A 19760-nucleotide genomic window follows, 5' to 3' on the forward strand; every position below is an offset into this window, starting at 1 on the left:
ATAATTATGTAGTTAATAGGAATTTTATCCCAATGAAAAAGAGAGGTGAGTTTTATGGATTATTTTAGTTGTAGTGAAGATCCGTTGTCTAGACCGCCATAACAAAGAAGAGGAGGAGATAATATGGTAAAATTTTACAACAGAATAGAACATAAATTAGTGGAGACAAAAAGCTTTTCTCAAGATGCACTTATAAAAGTGGTTAATCCATCATCTGATGAAATACATATGTTATCAAGTTTATTAAACTTTGATCCAGATTTTATAGCTGATTCTTTAGATGAAGATGAAAGAGCCCGTATAGAAGTTGATGAAGATACAATTTTATTAATTTTAAAGGTTCCTATGAGAAATGAAGAAGATGAAAAAATACCTTATAAAACCGTATCGTTGGGTATCATCATTGGTAAAAATTTCATTTTGTTATCAATGAAACAAAATATAGATTTTATAGAAAAAATGATAGAAACAAGTTTATTAAATCCACACAAAAAAAGCAAAATGATTTTTCAAATCTTCTTTAAAAACGCAAAATTGTTTTTAGACTACTTAAAAGAAATAAATAAAACTATTGATTTAATAGAAGAAGAATTGCATAAATCAATGAAAAATAATGAATTAGAAACATTGATGTATCTTGAGAAAAGTTTAGTGTACTTCACTACATCATTAAGGTCTAATGAAATAATGATGGAAAAACTTTTAAAGGGAAAAATACTTGAATTATATGAAGATGATGAAGATTTGTTAGAAGACACTTTAATTGAAAATAGGCAGGCCATTGAAGTTACTAATATATATAGCAATATCCTATCAGGAATGATGGATGCATACGCTTCTGTTATATCAAATAATTTAAATATCGTTATGAAGGTATTGACAGTTGTTACTATATTACTACAAGTACCGACTATACTAACCAGTTTTTATGGAATGAATGTAAAACTCCCTTTTCAACAAAATCCTTTAACTTATATAAATATAATTATTTCTTCTATTATAATTATGATAATGACATATTTATGGTTTAAAGGAAAAAAATGGTTATAATATTTATAAAAAAAGAACTTCCGTTATTGGAAGTTCTTTTTTAATGAAATGCAGATTTTAATATCGATATAGCTGTATATACTAATAAAAGAGACATTATTATATTAAAACTTTTTTCATATTTAGATAAGAACATATTTAATGCACTTCCCATTAAAGCCCAAACTGACGTTCCAAAATAAGCTACTATCCCTAAAAAAATAGACATATTTATCAACATAAAAACAGAATCATAAGCTGGAACTATAAAATTTCCTGTAACTGTAATAGCAAATAATATTGCTTTGGGATTTATGTATTGCATTATAACTCCGGTTTTAAAAGATGCAGAACTCAAAGCTTCTTCTTTTTCATTACTATGATTTAAACTTTTTAACAAAACATATGCTAAATAGAGCATATATGTAAAACCTATAATACCCATAACAACACGGATTTTTGGCATTATTTCAAACAAAACTTTATTAAACAAACCACTAAACAAAACTAAAAATCCAAACCCTACTGCAACTCCCAATAAAAAAGGTATAGTTTTTTTATATCCAAATTTATTAGAATTTGCCATTGAAAGAATATTATTGGGACCTGGCGTAATTACAGCTACAAATGTAAAAGATAAAAAAACTAACCAATCCATATATATCCCCCTAATTCCATTTTTTATATTATACCATAAAAAAACTCCCGGAAAAACCGGGAGTATTGGAGGCAACGGTGGGATTTGAACCCACGAATAGCGATTTTGCAGACCGCCGCCTTAGACCCCTTGGCTACGTTGCCTTAACCGCAACTATTATACCATAAATATTATTAAGGTATATAGAAGAAAATATAAAATTTGTTTAAATTTCATCTTTTTTTCTATAAAACATTTGAATACCTATTTCGTCAAGATTTCTATTTTCTTCTCTTTGAAATTCAATTTTGTATTCTTCAAATTTTCTTTCTTTTAATTTTTCCAGTATTAATCTTTCTTTACGAGCCTCTAAATAATTTTGCCTTTTTTCTTCTTCTATTGCTACTTTTTGTCTATAAACTTCACCTAATCTAATCCTTTCTTTTTCTAAGGATTCCAGATATGAACGCCATTGTTGTATTTCTTGAATATTAATTAAATTGTTTGAAATCTCATATAAATATCTGTTATTCTCATCCTTGATTTTTTTATTAATTTCAACAAGAGCGTTTTCTGCTTTTATTCTTTCAGCGGTTGCTTCCAGAAAAATTCTTTTAGCATCTTCTTCTAATCTTTCCCTCAAATTCTTTAATCTTTCCAAATTAAAATGAAATCTCATTATATAATCACCTTTTATTTTAAACCAAGTTTTTCAAGTTTATAATAAAGATTTCTAACTGTAAGCCCTAATTTTTTAGCCGTAGCAGTTTTATTTCCTTGAAATTCCTTTAAAGTTTCTATTATTATATATTTTTCATATTGCTCTAAAATTTCTTTTAATGTGCCGTTTAATTTATTTTTTCCATTTTCATTAACCTTTAAATCTGGTAAATGTCTTGAAGTTATCATTGTATCTGATTGCGAAAGATTCATCAATGCTCTATCAAGAACATTTTCTAATTCTCTAATATTTCCTGGCCAATCATATTCTTTTAAAATATTCATTGCATCTTCTGATATATTAAAAACTACCTTCTCATGCTTTTGATTTAATATATGTAATATTTGCATCGCCATCTTTGGAATATCTTCTCTTCTTTCTCTTAAAGGTGGAACTTCTATAGTTACAACAGAAATTTTATAATAAAGTTCTCTTGAAAATTTTCCTAATGACATTAATTCTTTTAAATTTTCTGGAGTTGCAAAAATTATTTTTGCATTAGAAACTATTTTCTTCTTCTTATAATATATACTTCCTTCATTTAAATATTCTAATATTAATTCTTGAACTTTAGGACTCATAAGATATGTATTATCAATAAACAGGGTTCCATTGTCCGCTCTTAAGAATAAATTTTCTTTATTTTCAAATAATATTTCTAATTGCTTTTTTTCATCAAGTAATAATAGATTTACTGATACAAAAGGTTCATTTCTTCTTTTGCTATAGTTATGTATAGCTTGAGCTAATATCTCTTTTCCAGAACCAGGCTCTCCATATAGCAATATATTTACATTTGTATTTGCTGCTTTTTTAGCTTGAAATACAACATTTTTCATTATTTCAGATTCACAAGTTATATCTTCAAAATCATATTTAGCCTGATCTTTTTTTAATAATCTTTTTGTTGCTTCTAATTCTCTAATTAATCTTTCTATTTCAGATATATCATGGATAACCCCAACACTACCTTTAAATTCACCTTTAACAAATATCGGATTAACATTAATTAATACTTCTTTTTTGTTTGTAGACAATTTAGTTTTAACATTTAATATTGGTTCTTTTTCTCTTGCACATTTTATATGCATACTTTCATGACCTTCAGCAATATCATATGAGGCTAATTTACCAACTACCTCTTTTGGAGATAATCCTGTAACTTTTGTATATGCCTTATTAACCATTACTATTCTTCCTTCTTCATCAGCAACAGATATAGCATCATAGGTAGAGTCTATTATTGCTCTTAATAATGATTCTAATTCTCTTAAATTAGTTACTTCTTCTGCAAGTTTCTGAATGCTTGTAACATCCCTAAATATAGCTGCAGCTCCTATTATTTCTCCATTTTCATTTTTTATAGGAAATCTAGAAGTTACTATAACTTTCTTACCTAAATTTTGAATTCTATCCAACTCTGGTATTCCAGTTTTTAAAACTATATGAAGTCTGGTATCAGTTATAGTATCTGTTACTTTTGTATGTAACACTTTTTCTTTTGGTATATTTAATATATTAGATGCTGAATTATTTAAAAAAATTATTTCTTCATTTTCGTTTATTAAAATTACAGCCTCTTGAATATCATCTAATATTCTCATAATCATTTCTTCATTCTTCATATCAATCACCTTCTATTAATTTATGTTCTTGAATCCATCCTTTTAAATCTAATTCTAACATCAAATCCACTACTTTATCGTATTCTGTCTTTTTTAAGATCCTATTTATTTCAGGATATTCATTAGCTTTATAAACTGGAACATATTGATCCATAAGACTAATTAAAATATTTTTATCAATTTTCGAAATAAATCTCAATGCTGCTTTTGCCTCATCTGTATTATTTGGTAAAACTAATATTCTAATTATTAAACCTTTTTTCATTACATCATTTTCAAATATATAATTTCCTTTTGTTTGTTTATACATTTCTTTGATGGCTTTTTGAGCATATTCCCAATAGTCTGGCGTTTTGGAATATCTACTAGATGCGTATTCTGTAGTGTATCTTATATCAGCTAAATATATATCTATAACTCCATCCAATATTTTCAGTGTTTCTATAGTTTCATAAGACGAAGTATTCCAAACAAGAGGAACTCTTAATCCTTTTTTAATTGCTATTATTAATGCATCAAAAATAAATGGCAAATACGGTGTAGAAGTAACTAAATCAATATTTTGAACTTTTTTTTCATTTTGCAACCATATAAATTTATTTGCTAAATCTTCTACAGAAATTTCTTTTCCAAAACCTTTTTGCGAGAAATTAAAATTTTGACAATAAACACATTTCATTACACAATTACTAAAGAAAACCCCTCCAGCTCCTGTATCACCAACCAATGGTGGCTCTTCACCTTTATACAATACAAATTCAGAAATTTTTATTTTATCTCCTACTCTACATACACCTAAATTTTTATGCCTATTAGCCATGCATTTTTTTGGACATAAATCACATGCTTTCAATTTTTCATATAGTAAGTCTCGCCTTCGATGTAATTTTCCAGATTCATACAATTTAATGTAATTAGGTATATATTCACCCATTACAATGAAAGACCTCCATCTATTCTTATAACTTGTCCGGTTACATATGAAGAATCATCAGATGCTAAAAATAAAACTACCTTTGCAACTTCTTCTGGTGACCCCATACGTTTCAAAAGAATTCTTTGCAATGCAGCTTCTTTAAATTCTTCATTTAAATCTTTAGTCATATCTGTTTCTATAAATCCTGGAGCTACAGCGTTAACTCTTATTTGTTCCCCTTTCATAGTCAATTCTTTAGCCCATGTCTTCGTCATACCAATTACTCCAGCCTTACTTGCAGAGTAGTTGGTTTGTCCAATATTGCCATCTAAACCAACTACACTTGAAATATTGATAATTGAACCCTCTTTTTGCTTTCTCATAATTTTAGCAACAGCTTTTGTAACCAAAAATACACCTTTTAAATTAACATTTATAACAAAATCAAATTCTTCTTCTTTCATAAGAAGTAATAATGTATCTTTTGTTACACCTGCATTATTAACTAAAACATCTATCCTTTTATATTCTTTAGCTATTATTTTTACTGTATTATTTATTTCTTCTGCATTGGAAACATCAACTTTATAACCTTTAAAAATCCCCTTTTTTAGTGAATTCAATTCTTCTTCAACTTTATTCAAAGCTTCAATATTTCTTGCAAAACCTAAGACTGTAGCACCTTCTTCAACAAATTTTTTACTTATCTCTTTTCCAATTCCTCTATTTGCACCAGTTACAATACATATTTTATCTTTTAATTTCATTTTTCATCCTCCATTTCAAGTTTTTTAGATATAAATATTATATCAAAATTATACCATAATCTTCCTATATTTAGCAAAGGCGATATTTCATAATTTGGACATTTAATTTCATTTAAAAGCGCTTTTATGATATAATTTAAACGAAAGGATGTGGATTAATGGAACAAGAATTCAAAGAATATTTAAATGAGATAGAAAATATTCTAAATAGAAAGCTGGAAAATTCTGAAATAGAAATTTTAAAAAAAGCTTATTTCTTAGCAAAAGAAGCTCATAATGGTCAAATGAGAGCTTCTGGTGAGCCTTTTTTTGAGCATCCAAAAGCTGTTTCAAAAATATTAGCTGAACTAAAAATGGATATTGAAAGTATTGCATCCGCTTTATTACATGATGTAGTAGAAGATTGTGATGTTCCAATAGAAAAAATCGAAAATGAGTTTGGTACTAACATTGCTAGAATAGTTGATGGTGTTACTAAAATAAGTAATTTGAAATTAAATGAAAAATTAAATAAAGTAGATATGAAATCTTTTGAAAAAATTGAAACTTTAAGAAAAATGCTTCTCGCTATGTCAAATGATATTAGAGTAATTATAGTAAAACTTTCAGATAGGTTACATAACATGAGAACGCTACAATATGTCCCACATAAGAAACAAATTATAAAATCCCAAGAAACACTTAAAATATATGCACCTATTGCACATAGATTAGGTATTCACAAAATCAAAGCAGAATTAGAAGATTTATCTTTTAAATACTTGTATCCAGAAGCCTATGAGGATTTAAAGAAAAAATTAGAAGAAAAAGTATTAAATGTACATGATAGAATGGAAGATTACAAAAAGATTATTTCAGAACAATTAGAAAAAAATAATATTAAAGCTACTCTTCAAGGGAGAACTAAACATTTATATAGCATTTGGGAAAAAATGCTCAGAAAAAATAAAAGTTTTGATGAAATATATGATTTTATTGCATTAAGAATTATAACTGAATCCCCAACTGCTTGTTATGCCGCTTTAGGTGTTGTTCACTCGGTTTGGAGACCAGTCCCTGGAAGAATAAAAGATTATATTGCTGTTCCAAAATCTAATGGATATAGATCTATACACACCACAGTTATCACAAATAAAGGTGAGACACTAGAAATTCAAATAAGAGATTGGGAAATGCATGAAGAAAGTGAATTTGGTTTAGCTGCACATTGGGCTTACAAAGAAGGAATTGACTCCAAAAAATTATATTTTGTAAAAAGATTAATGGATTTACACAAAGAAATTGCTCAATCAGCTTTTAATATCAATGAAATCGAAGAAGAATTACAAGCCCACGAAGTTTTTGTTTTTACTCCTAAAGGAGAAATTTTACATTTACCATATGGTGCTACTCCTATAGATTTTGCTTACGCCATACATACAAATGTTGGAAATCATTTTGCTGGCGCAAAAGTTAATGGCAAAATCGTTCCAATTAGTTACGAATTAAAAAACGGTGACATTGTTGAAATAATTGTTAACAGAAATAGTTCTGGTCCAAGTATCGATTGGTTAAAATATGCAAAATCTTCAAGAACAAAACACAAAATAAAAAGATATTACAGATTAAAAAATGAAAAGAATTTAGAAGATAAAGGTAGAGATAAATTAAGAGATATTGCAAAAGACTTAAACATGTCTATAGATAATCTTATTCACGAAATAAAAAATAATCAAGTTTTTTGTGAAAAAAATAAAATAAAAAATGAAGATGAGCTATACATAAGACTTGGTTTTGGCGATCTCAATCCAAAAGAAATATATAAATTATTTGAAAAGAAAGATTTTCCTGAGGATAATCAAAAACATTTTGAACAATCTAAAATCACTTATAAAAGAAAAGGTATCGGGGTTATAGTAGATGGTCAAGATGGAATTGACGTCTATTTTGCTAAATGTTGTAATCCTGTTTTAGGTGATGACATAATTGGAATAGTTAGCAGAAAAGGTATTGGAATACATAGAAGAAATTGTATGAATATCAAAGAAGTCCCCCAGTCACGCATAGTTAACGTATCCTGGATAACTGATGATATTGAAAACTCAAAATTTGTTACTCATCTGCTTATTGAAATGGAAAATAAATCTGTTTTAGATGAAATAAGAAAGAAAGTAAAAATGGAAAAGGCATATATTGAAATGTACGAAACCACCAGAAAAATTGATAGAATAGATTTAAAAATGCGTTTAGCAGTTAAAGATGTACAACATTTAATGAGGGTATTAACAGCTATAAAAAGTATTAAAGGAGTATATAGTGTAAGGAGGAGTTAGATGAGAGCAGTTGTTCAAAGAGTTAAAAAAGCACATGTTGATGTTGATGGAAAAACTGTTGGTAAAATTGGAAAAGGAATATTAGTATTATTAGGTGTTGGACAAAATGATACACAAAAAGATATAGAATGGTTAGCTGATAAAATTGTTAACCTGAGAATTTTTGAAGATGAAGATGAAAAAATGAATCTATCTTTATTAGATGTAAAAGGTGAAATTTTAGTAGTATCCCAATTCACACTATACGGCGATTGCAGAAAAGGCAGAAGACCGTCTTATTCTACCGCTGCTTCACCAGAAAAAGGTAAAGAGTTTTATGAGAAATTTATGATATATTTAGAAGAAAAATATAATTTAAATGTGCAAAAAGGTATTTTCCAAGCTGATATGGAGGTTAATTTGATAAACGATGGCCCGGTAACACTATTATTGGATTCAGAAAAGACATTCTAAAAAATTTGGAGGTGTTATTATGAAAGAGGTAGAAGTAACTGTATTCGTATATTCAGAACATCCATTTGATGCACACATCAGCTCTGAAGGTGCTCAATATGGAATTACTCCACAAAACATTAATAAAATATATAGAGGTGAAATTAAACCAGCAAAAGGTATAGTTGTAAAATTTAAAATGCCTGATGGAACAAAAAAATATGTTAGAGCAGAATAGAGGGAGATAATGAGAAATCTATATTTAATAGATGGAAGTGGTGTCGCATATAGGGCTTTTTTTGCATTGGATCCAGGATTAAAAACTTCTACTGGAATTCCTACAAATGCTATATATGGAGTCACTAAAATGATTCTAAAAATATTAGAAAAATATGTTACCAAAAATGAAGATGCTATTATATTTGTAATGGATAAAAAAACTGTAACTTATAGGCATAAACTTCTTGAAAGCTATAAAGCTAATAGGCCAGAAACACCAAAAATTTTTAAAGATCAAATCCCATATATCTTAGAAATTGTCAACGCATTAGGAATCAAAACAATAGCCGAAGAGGGCTTTGAAGCGGATGATGTCATTGCTACTTTAGCTTTAACAGGTGAAAATAAATTTAACCAAGTTTATATATTATCCTCCGATAAAGATTTAATGCAATTAGTAAATGATAACATCAAAATGCTTAGAATTGGCCGAGGTATAACAGATATCATAGAATATGATATAAAAAAAGTTTATGAAAAATATGGATTTGGTCCTGAAAAAATACAAGATTTTTTAGCTTTAACAGGCGACACTGCAGATAATATACCAGGAGTAAAAGGTATTGGTGAAAAAACTGCTACAAAACTAATAAAAGAATATGGATCTTTAGAAGAAATATATAAAAATATTAGAAATACTACGAAATCTATTCAAAAAAAATTAGAAAATGGAAAAGAAATGGCCTTTTTAAGCAAAAAATTGGTTCAACTTGTTACAGATGTTCCTTTAGATATTAATTGGGAAGAATATATATATAGAGGATTTAACGAAAATTTAGAAAATTTATTAAATAAATTTGAGTTTAGATCAATTCTAAAGGAGTTAGGTTTAAAAGAACAAAAGAAATTAGTTAAAGTTGAAAGTTTACCAGAAATAGATGATTTATCTGGAAAAGGCAATTATGAACTATTATATGAAAAAGATTTGCCAGAATTTTTCGAAAAATTGAAAAATCAAAATATCATATCATTCGATTTAGAAACCACATCTATAGATCCATATCAAGCTGAAATTTTGGGTATCGCTATAGCCTTTGAACCTAAAAAAGGATATTATATTGATATATCTAATGAATCTTATGATAAAAAAATAAAAATATTATCTGAATTATGGAATATATTAAAAAATAAAGATTTAATAGGTCAAAATCTAAAATATGATTTGTCTGTTATGAAAATATATGGTTTCGATTTTAAAGTTCCATATTTTGATACAATGATAGCTGCTTACCTGGTTTCGCCTGATTCACGAAGATTTAATATGGATGATCTTGCAAAAAAATACTTAAATTATGAAACCATAAAATATGATGAAGTTGTAAACAATACTCTTTTTGCAAATACATTAAAAGACATTGATCCAAACAAAGTTGCTGAATATTCTGGGGAAGATGCAGATATTACATTAAGACTTTTTCATGTTTTAAGACCTAAAATCTATGAATTTGAATTAGAAAAAGTTATGTTTGATATAGAAAATCCATTAATTCCGGTTTTAGCAAAAATGGAATTAAATGGAGTATTTTTCGATATACCATATTTAAAGCAATTAGAAAAAGAATATACTAAAATTTCAAATAATATATTACAAGAAATAAAAGAAATAGCTGGATATGATATTAATCCAAATTCTCCAAAACAAATAAGAGAACTTTTATTTGAAAAGTTGGGTCTTATTCCTAAAAGGAAAACTAAAGGTGGTCAGTTCTCAACAAATGCTCAAGTATTAGAAGAAATGAAAAATGATCATCCTATTATACAAAAAATTTTAGATTATAGAAAATATCAAAAACTTTTATCCACGTATATCCAATCAATTCCTAAATTAGTTAATAAAAAAACAAAAAGAGTTCATACTTCTTTTAATCAAACTGGTGCTGCAACTGGTAGATTAAGTAGTAGTGATCCTAACCTTCAGAATTTACCTATTAGAGAAGCTGAAGGAGAAAAAATAAGAAATGCTGTAAAAGCAGAAAAAGATGGTTATGTCCTTTTAAGTGCTGATTATTCACAAATAGAATTAAGAGTATTAGCACATATGAGTAAAGATCCTGTATTAATTGAATCATTTAAAAATGATTTAGATATACACACTATAACAGCTTCAAAACTATTTGATGTTCCGGAAAGTCAAGTAGATCATAAAATGAGGCAAATTGGAAAAATGATTAATTTTTCTATAATTTATGGTGTTTCTTCTTATGGTCTTTCAGAAAGAACTGGTGTTTCTATTAATGACGCCGGTATTTTTATAAAAAAATATTTTGAATTGTATAAAAAAGTAGAAGAATATCAACAACAAATTTTATCAAATTTAGCAAAAAATGGTTATGTTGAAACTATTTTTGGAAGAAAAAGATTTTTAAATAACCTAAGATTAAATAAAAACGACTTAAAACGAACAGCAATAAACACTCCTATTCAAGGAACCGCATCTGATATAATGAAAATAGCCATGATAAAATTAAATGAAAGATTACCAGAATATGCAAAAATGATACTTCAGGTTCACGATGAAATAGTTATAGAGTTGCCAAAGGACAAGGTTGATGAAGTTTCAAAAATTGTTAAAGATACAATGGAAAATGCTGTATCACTTGATGTTCCACTAAAAGTAGATATAAATGTATCAGAAAGGTGGACAAAGTGAGGCGAAAAAATGAAAAAAATATTTTTACTTTTATTATTGGTTAGCAGTATAACATATTTTGGATATACTAGCATTAATTTTGGTTTTATTTTTACATTTGGAAGCACAAATACGACATATAGTCAATATGTTAAATTACATTATATTGATGACTCTTCTATCTCAACAATAACTTTTTTCTTTAAACAATATCCTCAAAAAATCAAAATAAATAGTGAAGATTTTGTTGTTTATTCAAAAAATCAAAAATTTATTACTGGTTCTGGTAAAATTAAGATAGTATATAATGATAAAGAATATGAATTTTTCTTACAAAATGAAGAATTAAATATTGGATTGGATCAAGAAGTTATTCCAAATATTAAATTGATTTCTTACACAAAAAAAGTATCACCAAATAACGATTGGTATAATGATACTTTAAAAATTCTTTTATATTCAAATACTTATGGTTATATAAAATTCAATAATTTAAACATTGAAAAACAAATACAACCTGGAAAAAATGAATTATATTTCCCAGTAAATTACCCAGATGGATATTATAAAGATGACTTAATTGTATATAATAAAAAAGGTAGTTTTTCTGAAGAAATCGATTTTGAAGTTAATAGAAGCAATAAAACTGCAACTAAATATATTTTGTTATCATTATTGGCTTTATTCATTGGATTTATAGGTTATACCATAATAAACAAGTAGGGTCATAAATCCCCTATTTGTTTTATATATCTAAAAAATATGAAAAATATTTGTTCACAAATTAAATAAGTAGGGCTTTATAGCCCTACTTATTTAATTTTAAAAATTCTTCTACTTCCTCTCTAGTAGGAATAGATGATTGAGCACCCTTTCTTGTTATAGCTATTCCTGCTGCTGCAGATGCAAATCGAATTGCTTCTTTAATATTTTTACCTTCTTCTAATGCTACAGCTAAAGCACCATTAAAAACATCGCCTGCTGCTGTTGTATCTACCACATTATCAACTTTAAATACAGGAATTTTTAAAATTGAATTTCTATTATAAAGTATTATATCTTTTTCCCCCTGTTTCAATATTATATTTTTTATACCTAAGTTAAAGAATTTCCTTAAAGTTTCTTTAAGATTTTTCTCTGAGTTTAAATTAAAAAATTTCATGGATAAATATTTAAATTCTTCTTCATTTGGAGTAAAATAATCAACATATTCAAAAATTTCTTTTTCAATATTTTGTGCTGGTGCTGGATCAAAAATTATTATTTTTTTCTTTGATTTTAATGTTTTTGCAATATGTAAAGAAGTTTCAAATGGAATTTCATTTTGTAATAAAAAATACTTATATTCATTCAAAACATTTATCTTACTTTCTACTATTTCAGGTGTGATAAATCCATTAGCGCCTTCAAAAATTATTATTCTATTTTCTCCATTTTTTGTAACTTCTATATAAGCTCTACCCGTTGGTAAATCTGTATATACATATCCCTTTATTTTCATTTTATCAAAATTATTTGATAAAACCTTACCAAAATCATCATTTCCTAATGCAGTAAAAAAATATACTTCTTCTTTAGAAAGTTTTGCAGCTGTAACAGCCTGATTAGCGCCTTTTCCCCCTGGAAAATATTCAAGAGATATTGCTTTTTGTGTTTCACCAGGATTAGTAAATTTCTCTACTGTTAAAACGATATCCATATTAGAGCTTCCTACAACACCTATCATTTTCTCCCCTCCACAATCATTGAAAGTATTTTATCAATTTTTGATATAACATATCTAAATTTATAAGAGAATATAATATCGATCCCCTTATTGTCACTAAATCCCAATCAGAAAAATATGTTTCTTCATTTCTTTTATTTCCTAAATAAAAATAAGATATTAAATCAAAATTTCTTTCTCCAATATTTCCGTCTCCAATTGAATCATCTGAATTTGCTATCCATAAGAAATCCGCGTCTATTAAAACATGTGTAAGTCCAAAAGATAATGCATAAATTTTTTCATTATTATCAATTTCTGCTCTAAATGAACCAGGGAAAAATCTTGATTCTTGCATTATTATAGCTAAGACCAATTCTACCGGAATGTCATTTAACTTAATATTCATCGGATATAATTCTGATGAAGTAAAATGTAATCTACTTAATTCTATATTTGAATGTGTATAGGTATAAGCTATATCTACTATATATTCAGAATATTTTTTAATATCTAAATCAGACAAACTTTTATCTGGATAGTAATAATCGAACCATAATTTAAAAGTAGTATTTGAATTATCATAATATTCTTTTAATTTTCTGTATAATCTATCTACTAAGGCATCTCTTTTTTCATAAGATGTAATTTTTGTTGGATTCAAATTCGAGTAAGATTTTGTAGAATTTGTTGGTATTTCTGCATCATAATAATCAATTAAAAATACGTCTGAGGAATTATTTTTAAAATTATTTTCTGTAATATTTTTTATGTATTCTTTTATTTTAGGATTATAATGTACATCTTCTGACAAACTTTTAGTTTTTGTTGTATTTGCTATTTCTCCGACAAAATATTTATAAAACTCTAAAACATTATCGTCATAATCATAACCAGGCGTATCTGCCAATTCTTTTAATTTATCAAATGTATAATTCCCACCTTTATTATATCCAGTAGCAATTAACCTTATTAACAATTCTTTTTGATTTTGAGTTAAATCAGAAAAATTGGTATCTTCTACTTTAGAAATTATTTTTGTGCATGACGCAAATACAAAAATTAATGATATAATTATAATTAATATATTTTTTTTCATTTTATCACTCCTCATATTTTATTATATTATAACATAAAATTGCATACTCAAGCATACTCAATTATACTTACGCATACTTTCAATAAAAAGGAATAATTATGAAAATTTCTTCATACTCGCTGTTTTTTCAAATATTTTTCGTTTTGAGAAATAGAAAACAAAATGTATAATAAAAACAGTCTATTAATACTTTTATTATAAGGAGGAGAAAATATGCCTATTAATTTAAAAGGTAGAAGTTTATTATCATTAAAAGATTATAAACCAGATGAAATAAAATATTTATTAGATTTAGCTTTCAATTTAAAATCCAAAAAAAGAGCAGGTATTAGAACTGAGTCATTAAAAGGTAAAAATATAGTTTTAATTTTTGATAAAACATCTACAAGAACTAGGACAGCATTTGAAGTTGCTGCATTGGATGAGGGAGCACATGTAACCTTCTTAACAAATAGTCAAATGGGTAAAAAAGAATCTATAGAAGATACAGCTAAAGTATTAGGAAGAATGTATGATGGTATTGAATATAGAGGTTTTAAACAAAAAGTAGTTGAAGATTTAGCAAAATACTCAGGAGTTCCAGTATGGAATGGTTTAACTGATGAGGCCCATCCAACGCAAGGTTTAGCAGATGTTATGACAATGATGGAATTTATTCATAAACCATTAAATGAAATAAAAGTTGCATTTATAGGTGACACAAGAAATAACGTTGCTAACACATTAATGAGAATATCAGCAAAATTAGGTATGCACTATGTTGCAGTAGGACCTGAATCATTAAAACCATCAGACGAAATGATGAACGAAGCTTTAGAAACTGCTAAGGAAACAGGAGCAGTTATAGAATATACTCCTGATTTAGATGGAGTTAAAGGTGCAGATGTAATTTATACTGATGTTTGGGTATCAATGGGTGAAGAAGATAAAATGCCTGAAAGAGTTGAATTATTAACTCCATACAGAGTAGATATGGACTTAATAAAAAGAACAGAAAATCCAAATGTAATATTCTTACATTGCCTCCCTTCATTCCATGATTTTGAAACGATCGTTGCAAGGGAAGCCAAAGAAAGAGGTTTAGATATTAGGGAAGTTACTGATGAAGTATTTAGAAGCAGATATTCAAAAGTTTTTGATCAAGCTGAAAACAGAATGCATACAATAAAAGCTATTATGATAGCTACATTATAAAACTAAGGGGGGAGAAACATGAAGAAATTAGCAGTTGTAGCCATAGGGGGAAATGCAGTTAACAGACCTGGTGAAAAAGCAACAGCAGAAAACATGTTTAAAAACATTAGATCTACTGCATCCTATTTGGCAGACATGATTGAAATGGGTTATGATTTAGTAATCACACATGGAAATGGCCCACAAGTAGGTAATTTATTATTACAACAGGATATAGCAAAAGACACTATACCTCCATTTCCTATGGATGTATTAGGTGCAATGACACAAGGATATTTGGGCTATATGATAGTTCAAGAATTAAAAAACGTTCTAAAAGATAGAAAAGTAGAAAGAGATGTTGCAGCTGTTGTTACACAAATAGTTGTAGATAAAAATGATCCTGGTTTCCAAAACCCAACAAAACCAGTAGGACCATTTTATAGTGAAGAAGATGCTAAAAAAATGATGGAAGAAAAAGGTTGGTTATTTAAGGAAGATGCTGGTAGAGGTTGGAGAAGGGTTGTTCCATCTCCAATACCATTAGATGCTATTGAAAAAAATACTATAAAAGATTTAGTTGAAAATGACGTTATAGTTGTAGCAGGTGGTGGCGGTGGTATACCTGTTATATTAGAAAAAAACGGAGACATAAAAGGAGTAGAAGCTGTTATTGATAAAGATAGAGCTTCTGCATTATTAGCTAAAATTTTAGGTGCTGATGAATTTATTATTTTAACAGCTGTTGAAAAAGTTTATCTTAATTTTAACAAACCAGATCAAAAAGAATTAGATACTATTACAATTGAGGAAGCAGAAAAATATATTAAAGAAGGACATTTTGCAAAAGGTAGTATGTTGCCTAAAATAGAATCTTGTATATCATTTGTAAAAGATTCTGGAAAACCCGCATTAATAACTGATATGGAAAAATTAAAAGATGCTTTAGAAGGAAAAACTGGAACAAAAATTATACCTTAATAAAATTTAACTAAAACCATTGTCTGGATTGTGAATCTCTCCCTCTCCCCACAATCCAGACCTTTTTATTTGGAGGTGAAATTATTTATATATTTTTAGATTATGATGGAACTTTAATAAAAAATCCAGAAGAAGAATTTCAAAAACATTACTTTACTTCTTTTTTAGAATATGCTAAGATAAATGATAAAAACATTATAAATATTATTTTAGAAGCAACATCTGAATTGATAAAAAAGAACAACGAAGATACTAATAATTTGGATTATTATCTCAAAATAATGGCAGAAAAAAATGGAAAAGAAAAAGAATACTGGTATGATTTATTTATCAATTTTTATGAAAATGAATTTCCAAAATTAAATAAAATTATAAAGCTAAATAATGAGTTATTAGAAGCTGTTAAGAAAACTAAACATGAATTAATTTTTGCTTCTAATCCAGTATTTCCAAAAATCGCTGTAGAAAAAAGGCTTAATTTTATAAATATGACTTTTAATGATTTTGAATATGTTTCATATATGGAAAACTCTCATTATTGTAAGCCCAATCCAAAATTTTTTATTGAAATTATAAATAAATTGAAAATAGATCCAAAAGACTGTATTATGATAGGAGATACTGCTTTTGATAAAGCTAGTGAAAAAGTTGGAATTAAATTTATTCATGTAGATGAAAAAAATAAGTGGAAAGATATTTTATAAATAAAAAAAAAGAGAAGCGAAATTGCTTCTCTTTTTTTATTTCATTGGTGGCGGCGAAGAGACTCGAACTCTTGACACTGCGGGTATGAACCGCATGCTCTAGCCAACTGAGCTACGCCGCCATAAAAAAAATGGTAGCGGGGGCAGGATTTGAACCTACGACCTTCGGGTTATGAGCCCGACGAGCTACCAGACTGCTCCACCCCGCACCGCGTAGTAGAGAGAGTAAATAAAAATGGTGCCGAGGGTGGGACTTGAACCCACACGAGTGTCTCCACCCAACGGATTTTAAGTCCGCAGCGTCTGCCAATTCCGCCACCTCGGCAACCTTCTTTGGTTATTTCAACCGTGATTATTTTATCATTTTTTATCCTTTTTGTCAATACCTTTTTAGTTACAAAATCCTTATGAATTTATTGGTGTTTTTTAAATATATTATGATGATATATCAATAATAATCTATAAGTTAACTTTTTGTTTATTAATTTAAATATATTTATCTTATTGACATTTTATGTTAAGAAAGATATAATTAAATTAGTTTTACTAATAGATATAGAAGGATGGGGTAATGATGAAAAAATTTTTATCATTTTTAGCAGGAATTAGTATTTTTATAGCTATATGGATTACAATTTATAACCTTAATAATTTAAATGGTTATAAACTAAATACTTGGATAGACGAAAATGGGAATAAATTAAAAATACCTATTATTAAAACATTAAAGGGAAATACTTTAATTCTTAAAACATATTTTAATAAAACTAATAAAAATTATTTAGTATTTCCCGAACTATCTGGAAATTATGCAGAAATATTTCTAAATAATGTTTTAATAGAAAAAATAGGATATGGTAAAGAAAATCTTGTTAATTTATATTTGAAACCACATTTAATATTTCTAGGAAATAATTTAAAAAATAATAGTTATTGATTATTTGATTAGATATGGTGGAGATGAATTTATTGCAATAATGAAAGATTGTAAAGAAAAAATTGCTATGAATAAATTTTTACAAATCCAAGAAGATTTAAAAAAACATCCTATTCCAGTTTCAATTTCATTTGGAGTTTCAAAATTTAATAAATCATTAGAAAACACTTTAAAAATTGCAGATAAGAATATGTACAGAATGAAGTCAATCCTAAAAAAGACCAGAAAATATAAATATAAATATAAATATAAATATAAATATAAATAAAAAAAGAGAAGCGAAATTGCTTCTCTTTTTTTATTTCATTGGTGGCGGCGAAGAGACTCGAACTCTTGACACTGCGGGTATGAACCGCATGCTCTAGCCAACTGAGCTACGCCGCCATAAAAAAAATGGTAGCGGGGGCAGGATTTGAACCTACGACCTTCGGGTTATGAGCCCGACGAGCTACCAGACTGCTCCACCCCGCACCGCGTAGTAGAGAGAGTAAATAAAAATGGTGCCGAGGGTGGGACTTGAACCCACACGAGTGTCTCCACCCAACGGATTTTAAGTCCGCAGCGTCTGCCAATTCCGCCACCTCGGCAACCTTCTTTGGTTATTTCAACCGTGATTATTTTATCATTTTTTATCCTTTTTGTCAATACCCTTTAGTTACAAATTTCTAAATTTATTTTGATTAAAATTAATAATAAATTCATTAGGGGTAGAATCTGCAATAATTTTTCCATCTTTTAGATATATTATTCTATTACATATATCCAAATATCTAAATAAATTTCTTGTAGCAAAAATCATAACTCTATCTTGTTTAAATTCTGATATTGCATCTTTTATATTTTTTAATAAAATATCATCCAAATGGTCTAATATAGAATCAAACATAAACACATTAGGATTTCTTGCTAAAGATATAAAAATTAATAAACTCAATTTTTCAGCACTAGACCAGTTTGAAAGATCATTATAATATTTTAAACTTTTTAAATCTAAAAATTTTTCCATTAGATTTAATTTTTTCAATAAATCTATATGCTCGTATGAAAACGTTTGAGGAGTTATACCTAAAGATACTTTTAGTAATTCTTTTAAGGAAATATAATTTAGATTTTGTAAATATTGTGGTTCAGTATATGTAATATTATTTCTCAGATAATCTTTATCTTGCTCTCTAACATCTATACCTTTATATTTTATATCGCCTTTACCATACACATTTTGAAAAAGCTCTTCGTTTAAATGGAGAAATGATCTTAACAATGCTGATTTTCCAGAATTTCTTTCACCATAAATCAAAACAGATTCATTGTTGTATAATTCCAAATTTACAGATTGCAAAACTTCTTTATTATTCATATATAAAGAAAAATTCTTTACTTCAATTACAGGCACTTCATCTTCATAATACATCATATTTTCACCTATTTTTGATTTCTTTATCTTCAGACCTCTCATTTACGTTTTGGATGGAATTAAAAAAACGTTTTTTTGTAAAAACCTTTAAATCCTCTTCATTTTGAATCTCTTTTATCTTTTTTAAAAAATCATATTGGGATAAAATGTCTATTTTATCTTTCTTATATTCCATCAAAACACCTCCTACTTAATAATAATACAAAAATATATACAATATTTTGAAAAAATATTTATTTTACCAACATACTATGTAAATTTTTTATGATTTTCATCTTTATTAAAAGTTTCCAAAAAAAATTTTTGGATATAATTTCATATATGTGAATAAAAAATAAATATTAAATTAGTTTTTAGTGTTAACAAAAAATATATCGATTATTATAAGATAAAATAACCC

20 protein-coding genes and 7 tRNA genes are annotated in these 19760 nt (G+C 27.3%); 11 read left to right on the plus strand and 16 right to left on the minus strand.

The window, feature by feature from the left end; all coding sequences use genetic code 11:
• Positions 1-123 precede the first annotated feature (123 nt).
• Complete coding sequence (locus ACZ5CK_RS06595; RefSeq protein WP_464581042.1) at positions 124-1050, plus strand: magnesium transporter CorA family protein; 927 nt, start codon at positions 124-126, stop codon at positions 1048-1050.
• A gap of 40 nt (positions 1051-1090) precedes the next feature.
• Here ACZ5CK_RS06595 and ACZ5CK_RS06600 read toward each other — a convergent pair whose 3' ends face one another.
• The 6 genes from ACZ5CK_RS06600 to fabG all read right to left on the minus strand — a co-directional run bounded on the left by ACZ5CK_RS06600 (position 1091) and on the right by fabG (position 5695).
• Positions 1091-1687 (minus strand): LysE family translocator, encoded by a 597-nt coding sequence (locus ACZ5CK_RS06600; protein WP_464581043.1) that lies wholly within the window; start codon positions 1685-1687, stop codon positions 1091-1093.
• Positions 1688-1753: 66 nt separating this feature from the next.
• A tRNA-Cys gene (locus tag ACZ5CK_RS06605) sits at positions 1754-1830 on the minus strand.
• A 62-nt stretch (positions 1831-1892) separates the two neighbouring features.
• Entirely contained in the window at positions 1893-2345 is a 453-nt protein-coding gene (gene fliJ, locus ACZ5CK_RS06610; RefSeq protein ID WP_464581044.1) for a flagellar export protein FliJ, read from the minus strand.
• A gap of 14 nt (positions 2346-2359) precedes the next feature.
• Complete coding sequence (locus ACZ5CK_RS06615; RefSeq protein WP_464581045.1) at positions 2360-4012, minus strand: sigma-54 interaction domain-containing protein; 1653 nt, start codon at positions 4010-4012, stop codon at positions 2360-2362.
• A 1-nt stretch (position 4013) separates the two neighbouring features.
• Positions 4014-4946, minus strand: coding sequence for a radical SAM protein (locus tag ACZ5CK_RS06620; protein WP_464581046.1), 933 nt, complete (start codon positions 4944-4946; stop codon positions 4014-4016).
• A complete protein-coding gene (gene fabG, locus ACZ5CK_RS06625) occupies positions 4946-5695 on the minus strand; it encodes a 3-oxoacyl-[acyl-carrier-protein] reductase (RefSeq protein ID WP_464581047.1) in 750 nt (249 codons plus the stop codon). The genes ACZ5CK_RS06620 and fabG overlap by 1 nt, the downstream gene beginning before the upstream one ends.
• Before the next feature lie 158 nt (positions 5696-5853).
• Here fabG and ACZ5CK_RS06630 point away from each other — a divergent pair, with 158 nt between their 5' ends.
• The 5 genes from ACZ5CK_RS06630 to ACZ5CK_RS06650 are packed head-to-tail and all read left to right on the plus strand — an operon-like array spanning position 5854 to position 12070.
• Positions 5854-8007 (plus strand): RelA/SpoT family protein, encoded by a 2154-nt coding sequence (locus tag ACZ5CK_RS06630; protein ID WP_464581048.1) that lies wholly within the window; start codon positions 5854-5856, stop codon positions 8005-8007.
• Positions 8008-8460 (plus strand): D-aminoacyl-tRNA deacylase, encoded by a 453-nt coding sequence (dtd, locus tag ACZ5CK_RS06635; RefSeq protein ID WP_464581049.1) that lies wholly within the window; start codon positions 8008-8010, stop codon positions 8458-8460.
• A 19-nt stretch (positions 8461-8479) separates the two neighbouring features.
• On the plus strand, positions 8480-8677 hold the full coding sequence (locus ACZ5CK_RS06640; protein WP_464581050.1) for a hypothetical protein: 198 nt from the start codon (positions 8480-8482) through the stop codon (positions 8675-8677).
• Positions 8678-8686: 9 nt separating this feature from the next.
• Positions 8687-11368 carry a DNA polymerase I gene (polA, locus tag ACZ5CK_RS06645; RefSeq protein ID WP_464581051.1) on the plus strand — a complete coding sequence of 894 codons (2682 nt, stop codon included), beginning with the start codon at positions 8687-8689 and terminating at the stop codon, positions 11366-11368.
• Positions 11369-11377: 9 nt separating this feature from the next.
• A complete protein-coding gene (locus ACZ5CK_RS06650) occupies positions 11378-12070 on the plus strand; it encodes a hypothetical protein (RefSeq protein WP_464581052.1) in 693 nt (230 codons plus the stop codon).
• Positions 12071-12155: 85 nt separating this feature from the next.
• Here the strand turns inward: ACZ5CK_RS06650 and rbsK are convergent, their stop codons facing one another.
• Positions 12156-13073 (minus strand): ribokinase, encoded by a 918-nt coding sequence (gene rbsK, locus ACZ5CK_RS06655; protein ID WP_464581053.1) that lies wholly within the window; start codon positions 13071-13073, stop codon positions 12156-12158.
• A 16-nt stretch (positions 13074-13089) separates the two neighbouring features.
• Positions 13090-14151, minus strand: coding sequence for a hypothetical protein (locus tag ACZ5CK_RS06660; protein ID WP_464581054.1), 1062 nt, complete (start codon positions 14149-14151; stop codon positions 13090-13092).
• 213 nt (positions 14152-14364) lie between these two features.
• Between ACZ5CK_RS06660 and argF the strand changes: the two genes are divergently transcribed.
• The 3 genes from argF to ACZ5CK_RS06675 all read left to right on the plus strand — a co-directional run bounded on the left by argF (position 14365) and on the right by ACZ5CK_RS06675 (position 17009).
• Entirely contained in the window at positions 14365-15345 is a 981-nt protein-coding gene (argF, locus tag ACZ5CK_RS06665; protein ID WP_464581056.1) for an ornithine carbamoyltransferase, read from the plus strand.
• 18 nt (positions 15346-15363) lie between these two features.
• Positions 15364-16305, plus strand: coding sequence for a carbamate kinase (gene arcC, locus ACZ5CK_RS06670; protein ID WP_464581057.1), 942 nt, complete (start codon positions 15364-15366; stop codon positions 16303-16305).
• 89 nt (positions 16306-16394) lie between these two features.
• Positions 16395-17009, plus strand: coding sequence for an HAD family hydrolase (locus ACZ5CK_RS06675; protein ID WP_464582970.1), 615 nt, complete (start codon positions 16395-16397; stop codon positions 17007-17009).
• Between the two features lie 45 nt (positions 17010-17054).
• Here the strand turns inward: ACZ5CK_RS06675 and ACZ5CK_RS06680 are convergent.
• The 3 genes from ACZ5CK_RS06680 to ACZ5CK_RS06690 all read right to left on the minus strand — a co-directional run bounded on the left by ACZ5CK_RS06680 (position 17055) and on the right by ACZ5CK_RS06690 (position 17334).
• Positions 17055-17131, minus strand: a tRNA-Met gene (locus ACZ5CK_RS06680).
• 10 nt (positions 17132-17141) lie between these two features.
• Positions 17142-17218, minus strand: a tRNA-Met gene (locus ACZ5CK_RS06685).
• Between the two features lie 27 nt (positions 17219-17245).
• A tRNA-Leu gene (locus ACZ5CK_RS06690) sits at positions 17246-17334 on the minus strand.
• A gap of 249 nt (positions 17335-17583) precedes the next feature.
• Between ACZ5CK_RS06690 and ACZ5CK_RS06695 the strand changes: the two genes are divergently transcribed.
• Both ACZ5CK_RS06695 and ACZ5CK_RS06700 read left to right on the plus strand, forming a co-directional pair.
• Positions 17584-17946 carry a hypothetical protein gene (locus tag ACZ5CK_RS06695; protein ID WP_464581058.1) on the plus strand — a complete coding sequence of 121 codons (363 nt, stop codon included), beginning with the start codon at positions 17584-17586 and terminating at the stop codon, positions 17944-17946.
• Between the two features lie 4 nt (positions 17947-17950).
• Complete coding sequence (locus tag ACZ5CK_RS06700; protein ID WP_464581059.1) at positions 17951-18214, plus strand: diguanylate cyclase; 264 nt, start codon at positions 17951-17953, stop codon at positions 18212-18214.
• A 39-nt stretch (positions 18215-18253) separates the two neighbouring features.
• Here the strand turns inward: ACZ5CK_RS06700 and ACZ5CK_RS06705 are convergent.
• The 5 genes from ACZ5CK_RS06705 to ACZ5CK_RS06725 all read right to left on the minus strand — a co-directional run bounded on the left by ACZ5CK_RS06705 (position 18254) and on the right by ACZ5CK_RS06725 (position 19535).
• Positions 18254-18330: transfer RNA gene (locus ACZ5CK_RS06705), tRNA-Met, on the minus strand.
• A 10-nt stretch (positions 18331-18340) separates the two neighbouring features.
• Positions 18341-18417 (minus strand) — tRNA-Met (locus tag ACZ5CK_RS06710).
• 27 nt (positions 18418-18444) lie between these two features.
• Positions 18445-18533: transfer RNA gene (locus ACZ5CK_RS06715), tRNA-Leu, on the minus strand.
• Positions 18534-18601: 68 nt separating this feature from the next.
• Positions 18602-19360: an ATP-binding cassette domain-containing protein gene (locus ACZ5CK_RS06720; RefSeq protein ID WP_464581060.1), complete on the minus strand. Its 759-nt coding sequence runs from the start codon at positions 19358-19360 to the stop codon at positions 18602-18604.
• 4 nt (positions 19361-19364) lie between these two features.
• Complete coding sequence (locus ACZ5CK_RS06725; protein WP_464581061.1) at positions 19365-19535, minus strand: hypothetical protein; 171 nt, start codon at positions 19533-19535, stop codon at positions 19365-19367.
• Between the last annotated feature and the right edge of the window lie 225 nt (positions 19536-19760).

The organism is Marinitoga okinawensis (assembly GCF_055387075.1).

Coding starts and splice junctions, on each gene's coding strand:
- ACZ5CK_RS06725 (WP_464581061.1), bottom strand. CDS start 19,535: ATGGAATATAAGAAAGATAAAATAGACATTTTATCCCAATATGATTTT.
- polA (WP_464581051.1), top strand. CDS start 8,687: ATGAGAAATCTATATTTAATAGATGGAAGTGGTGTCGCATATAGGGCT.
- ACZ5CK_RS06630 (WP_464581048.1), top strand. CDS start 5,854: ATGGAACAAGAATTCAAAGAATATTTAAATGAGATAGAAAATATTCTA.
- dtd (WP_464581049.1), top strand. CDS start 8,008: ATGAGAGCAGTTGTTCAAAGAGTTAAAAAAGCACATGTTGATGTTGAT.
- fabG (WP_464581047.1), bottom strand. CDS start 5,695: ATGAAATTAAAAGATAAAATATGTATTGTAACTGGTGCAAATAGAGGA.
- arcC (WP_464581057.1), top strand. CDS start 15,364: ATGAAGAAATTAGCAGTTGTAGCCATAGGGGGAAATGCAGTTAACAGA.
- fliJ (WP_464581044.1), bottom strand. CDS start 2,345: ATGAGATTTCATTTTAATTTGGAAAGATTAAAGAATTTGAGGGAAAGA.
- ACZ5CK_RS06640 (WP_464581050.1), top strand. CDS start 8,480: ATGAAAGAGGTAGAAGTAACTGTATTCGTATATTCAGAACATCCATTT.
- ACZ5CK_RS06615 (WP_464581045.1), bottom strand. CDS start 4,012: ATGAAGAATGAAGAAATGATTATGAGAATATTAGATGATATTCAAGAG.
- ACZ5CK_RS06620 (WP_464581046.1), bottom strand. CDS start 4,946: ATGGGTGAATATATACCTAATTACATTAAATTGTATGAATCTGGAAAA.
- ACZ5CK_RS06650 (WP_464581052.1), top strand. CDS start 11,378: ATGAAAAAAATATTTTTACTTTTATTATTGGTTAGCAGTATAACATAT.
- ACZ5CK_RS06695 (WP_464581058.1), top strand. CDS start 17,584: ATGAAAAAATTTTTATCATTTTTAGCAGGAATTAGTATTTTTATAGCT.
- argF (WP_464581056.1), top strand. CDS start 14,365: ATGCCTATTAATTTAAAAGGTAGAAGTTTATTATCATTAAAAGATTAT.
- ACZ5CK_RS06660 (WP_464581054.1), bottom strand. CDS start 14,151: ATGAAAAAAAATATATTAATTATAATTATATCATTAATTTTTGTATTT.
- ACZ5CK_RS06720 (WP_464581060.1), bottom strand. CDS start 19,360: ATGATGTATTATGAAGATGAAGTGCCTGTAATTGAAGTAAAGAATTTT.
- ACZ5CK_RS06595 (WP_464581042.1), top strand. CDS start 124: ATGGTAAAATTTTACAACAGAATAGAACATAAATTAGTGGAGACAAAA.
- rbsK (WP_464581053.1), bottom strand. CDS start 13,073: ATGATAGGTGTTGTAGGAAGCTCTAATATGGATATCGTTTTAACAGTA.
- ACZ5CK_RS06600 (WP_464581043.1), bottom strand. CDS start 1,687: ATGGATTGGTTAGTTTTTTTATCTTTTACATTTGTAGCTGTAATTACG.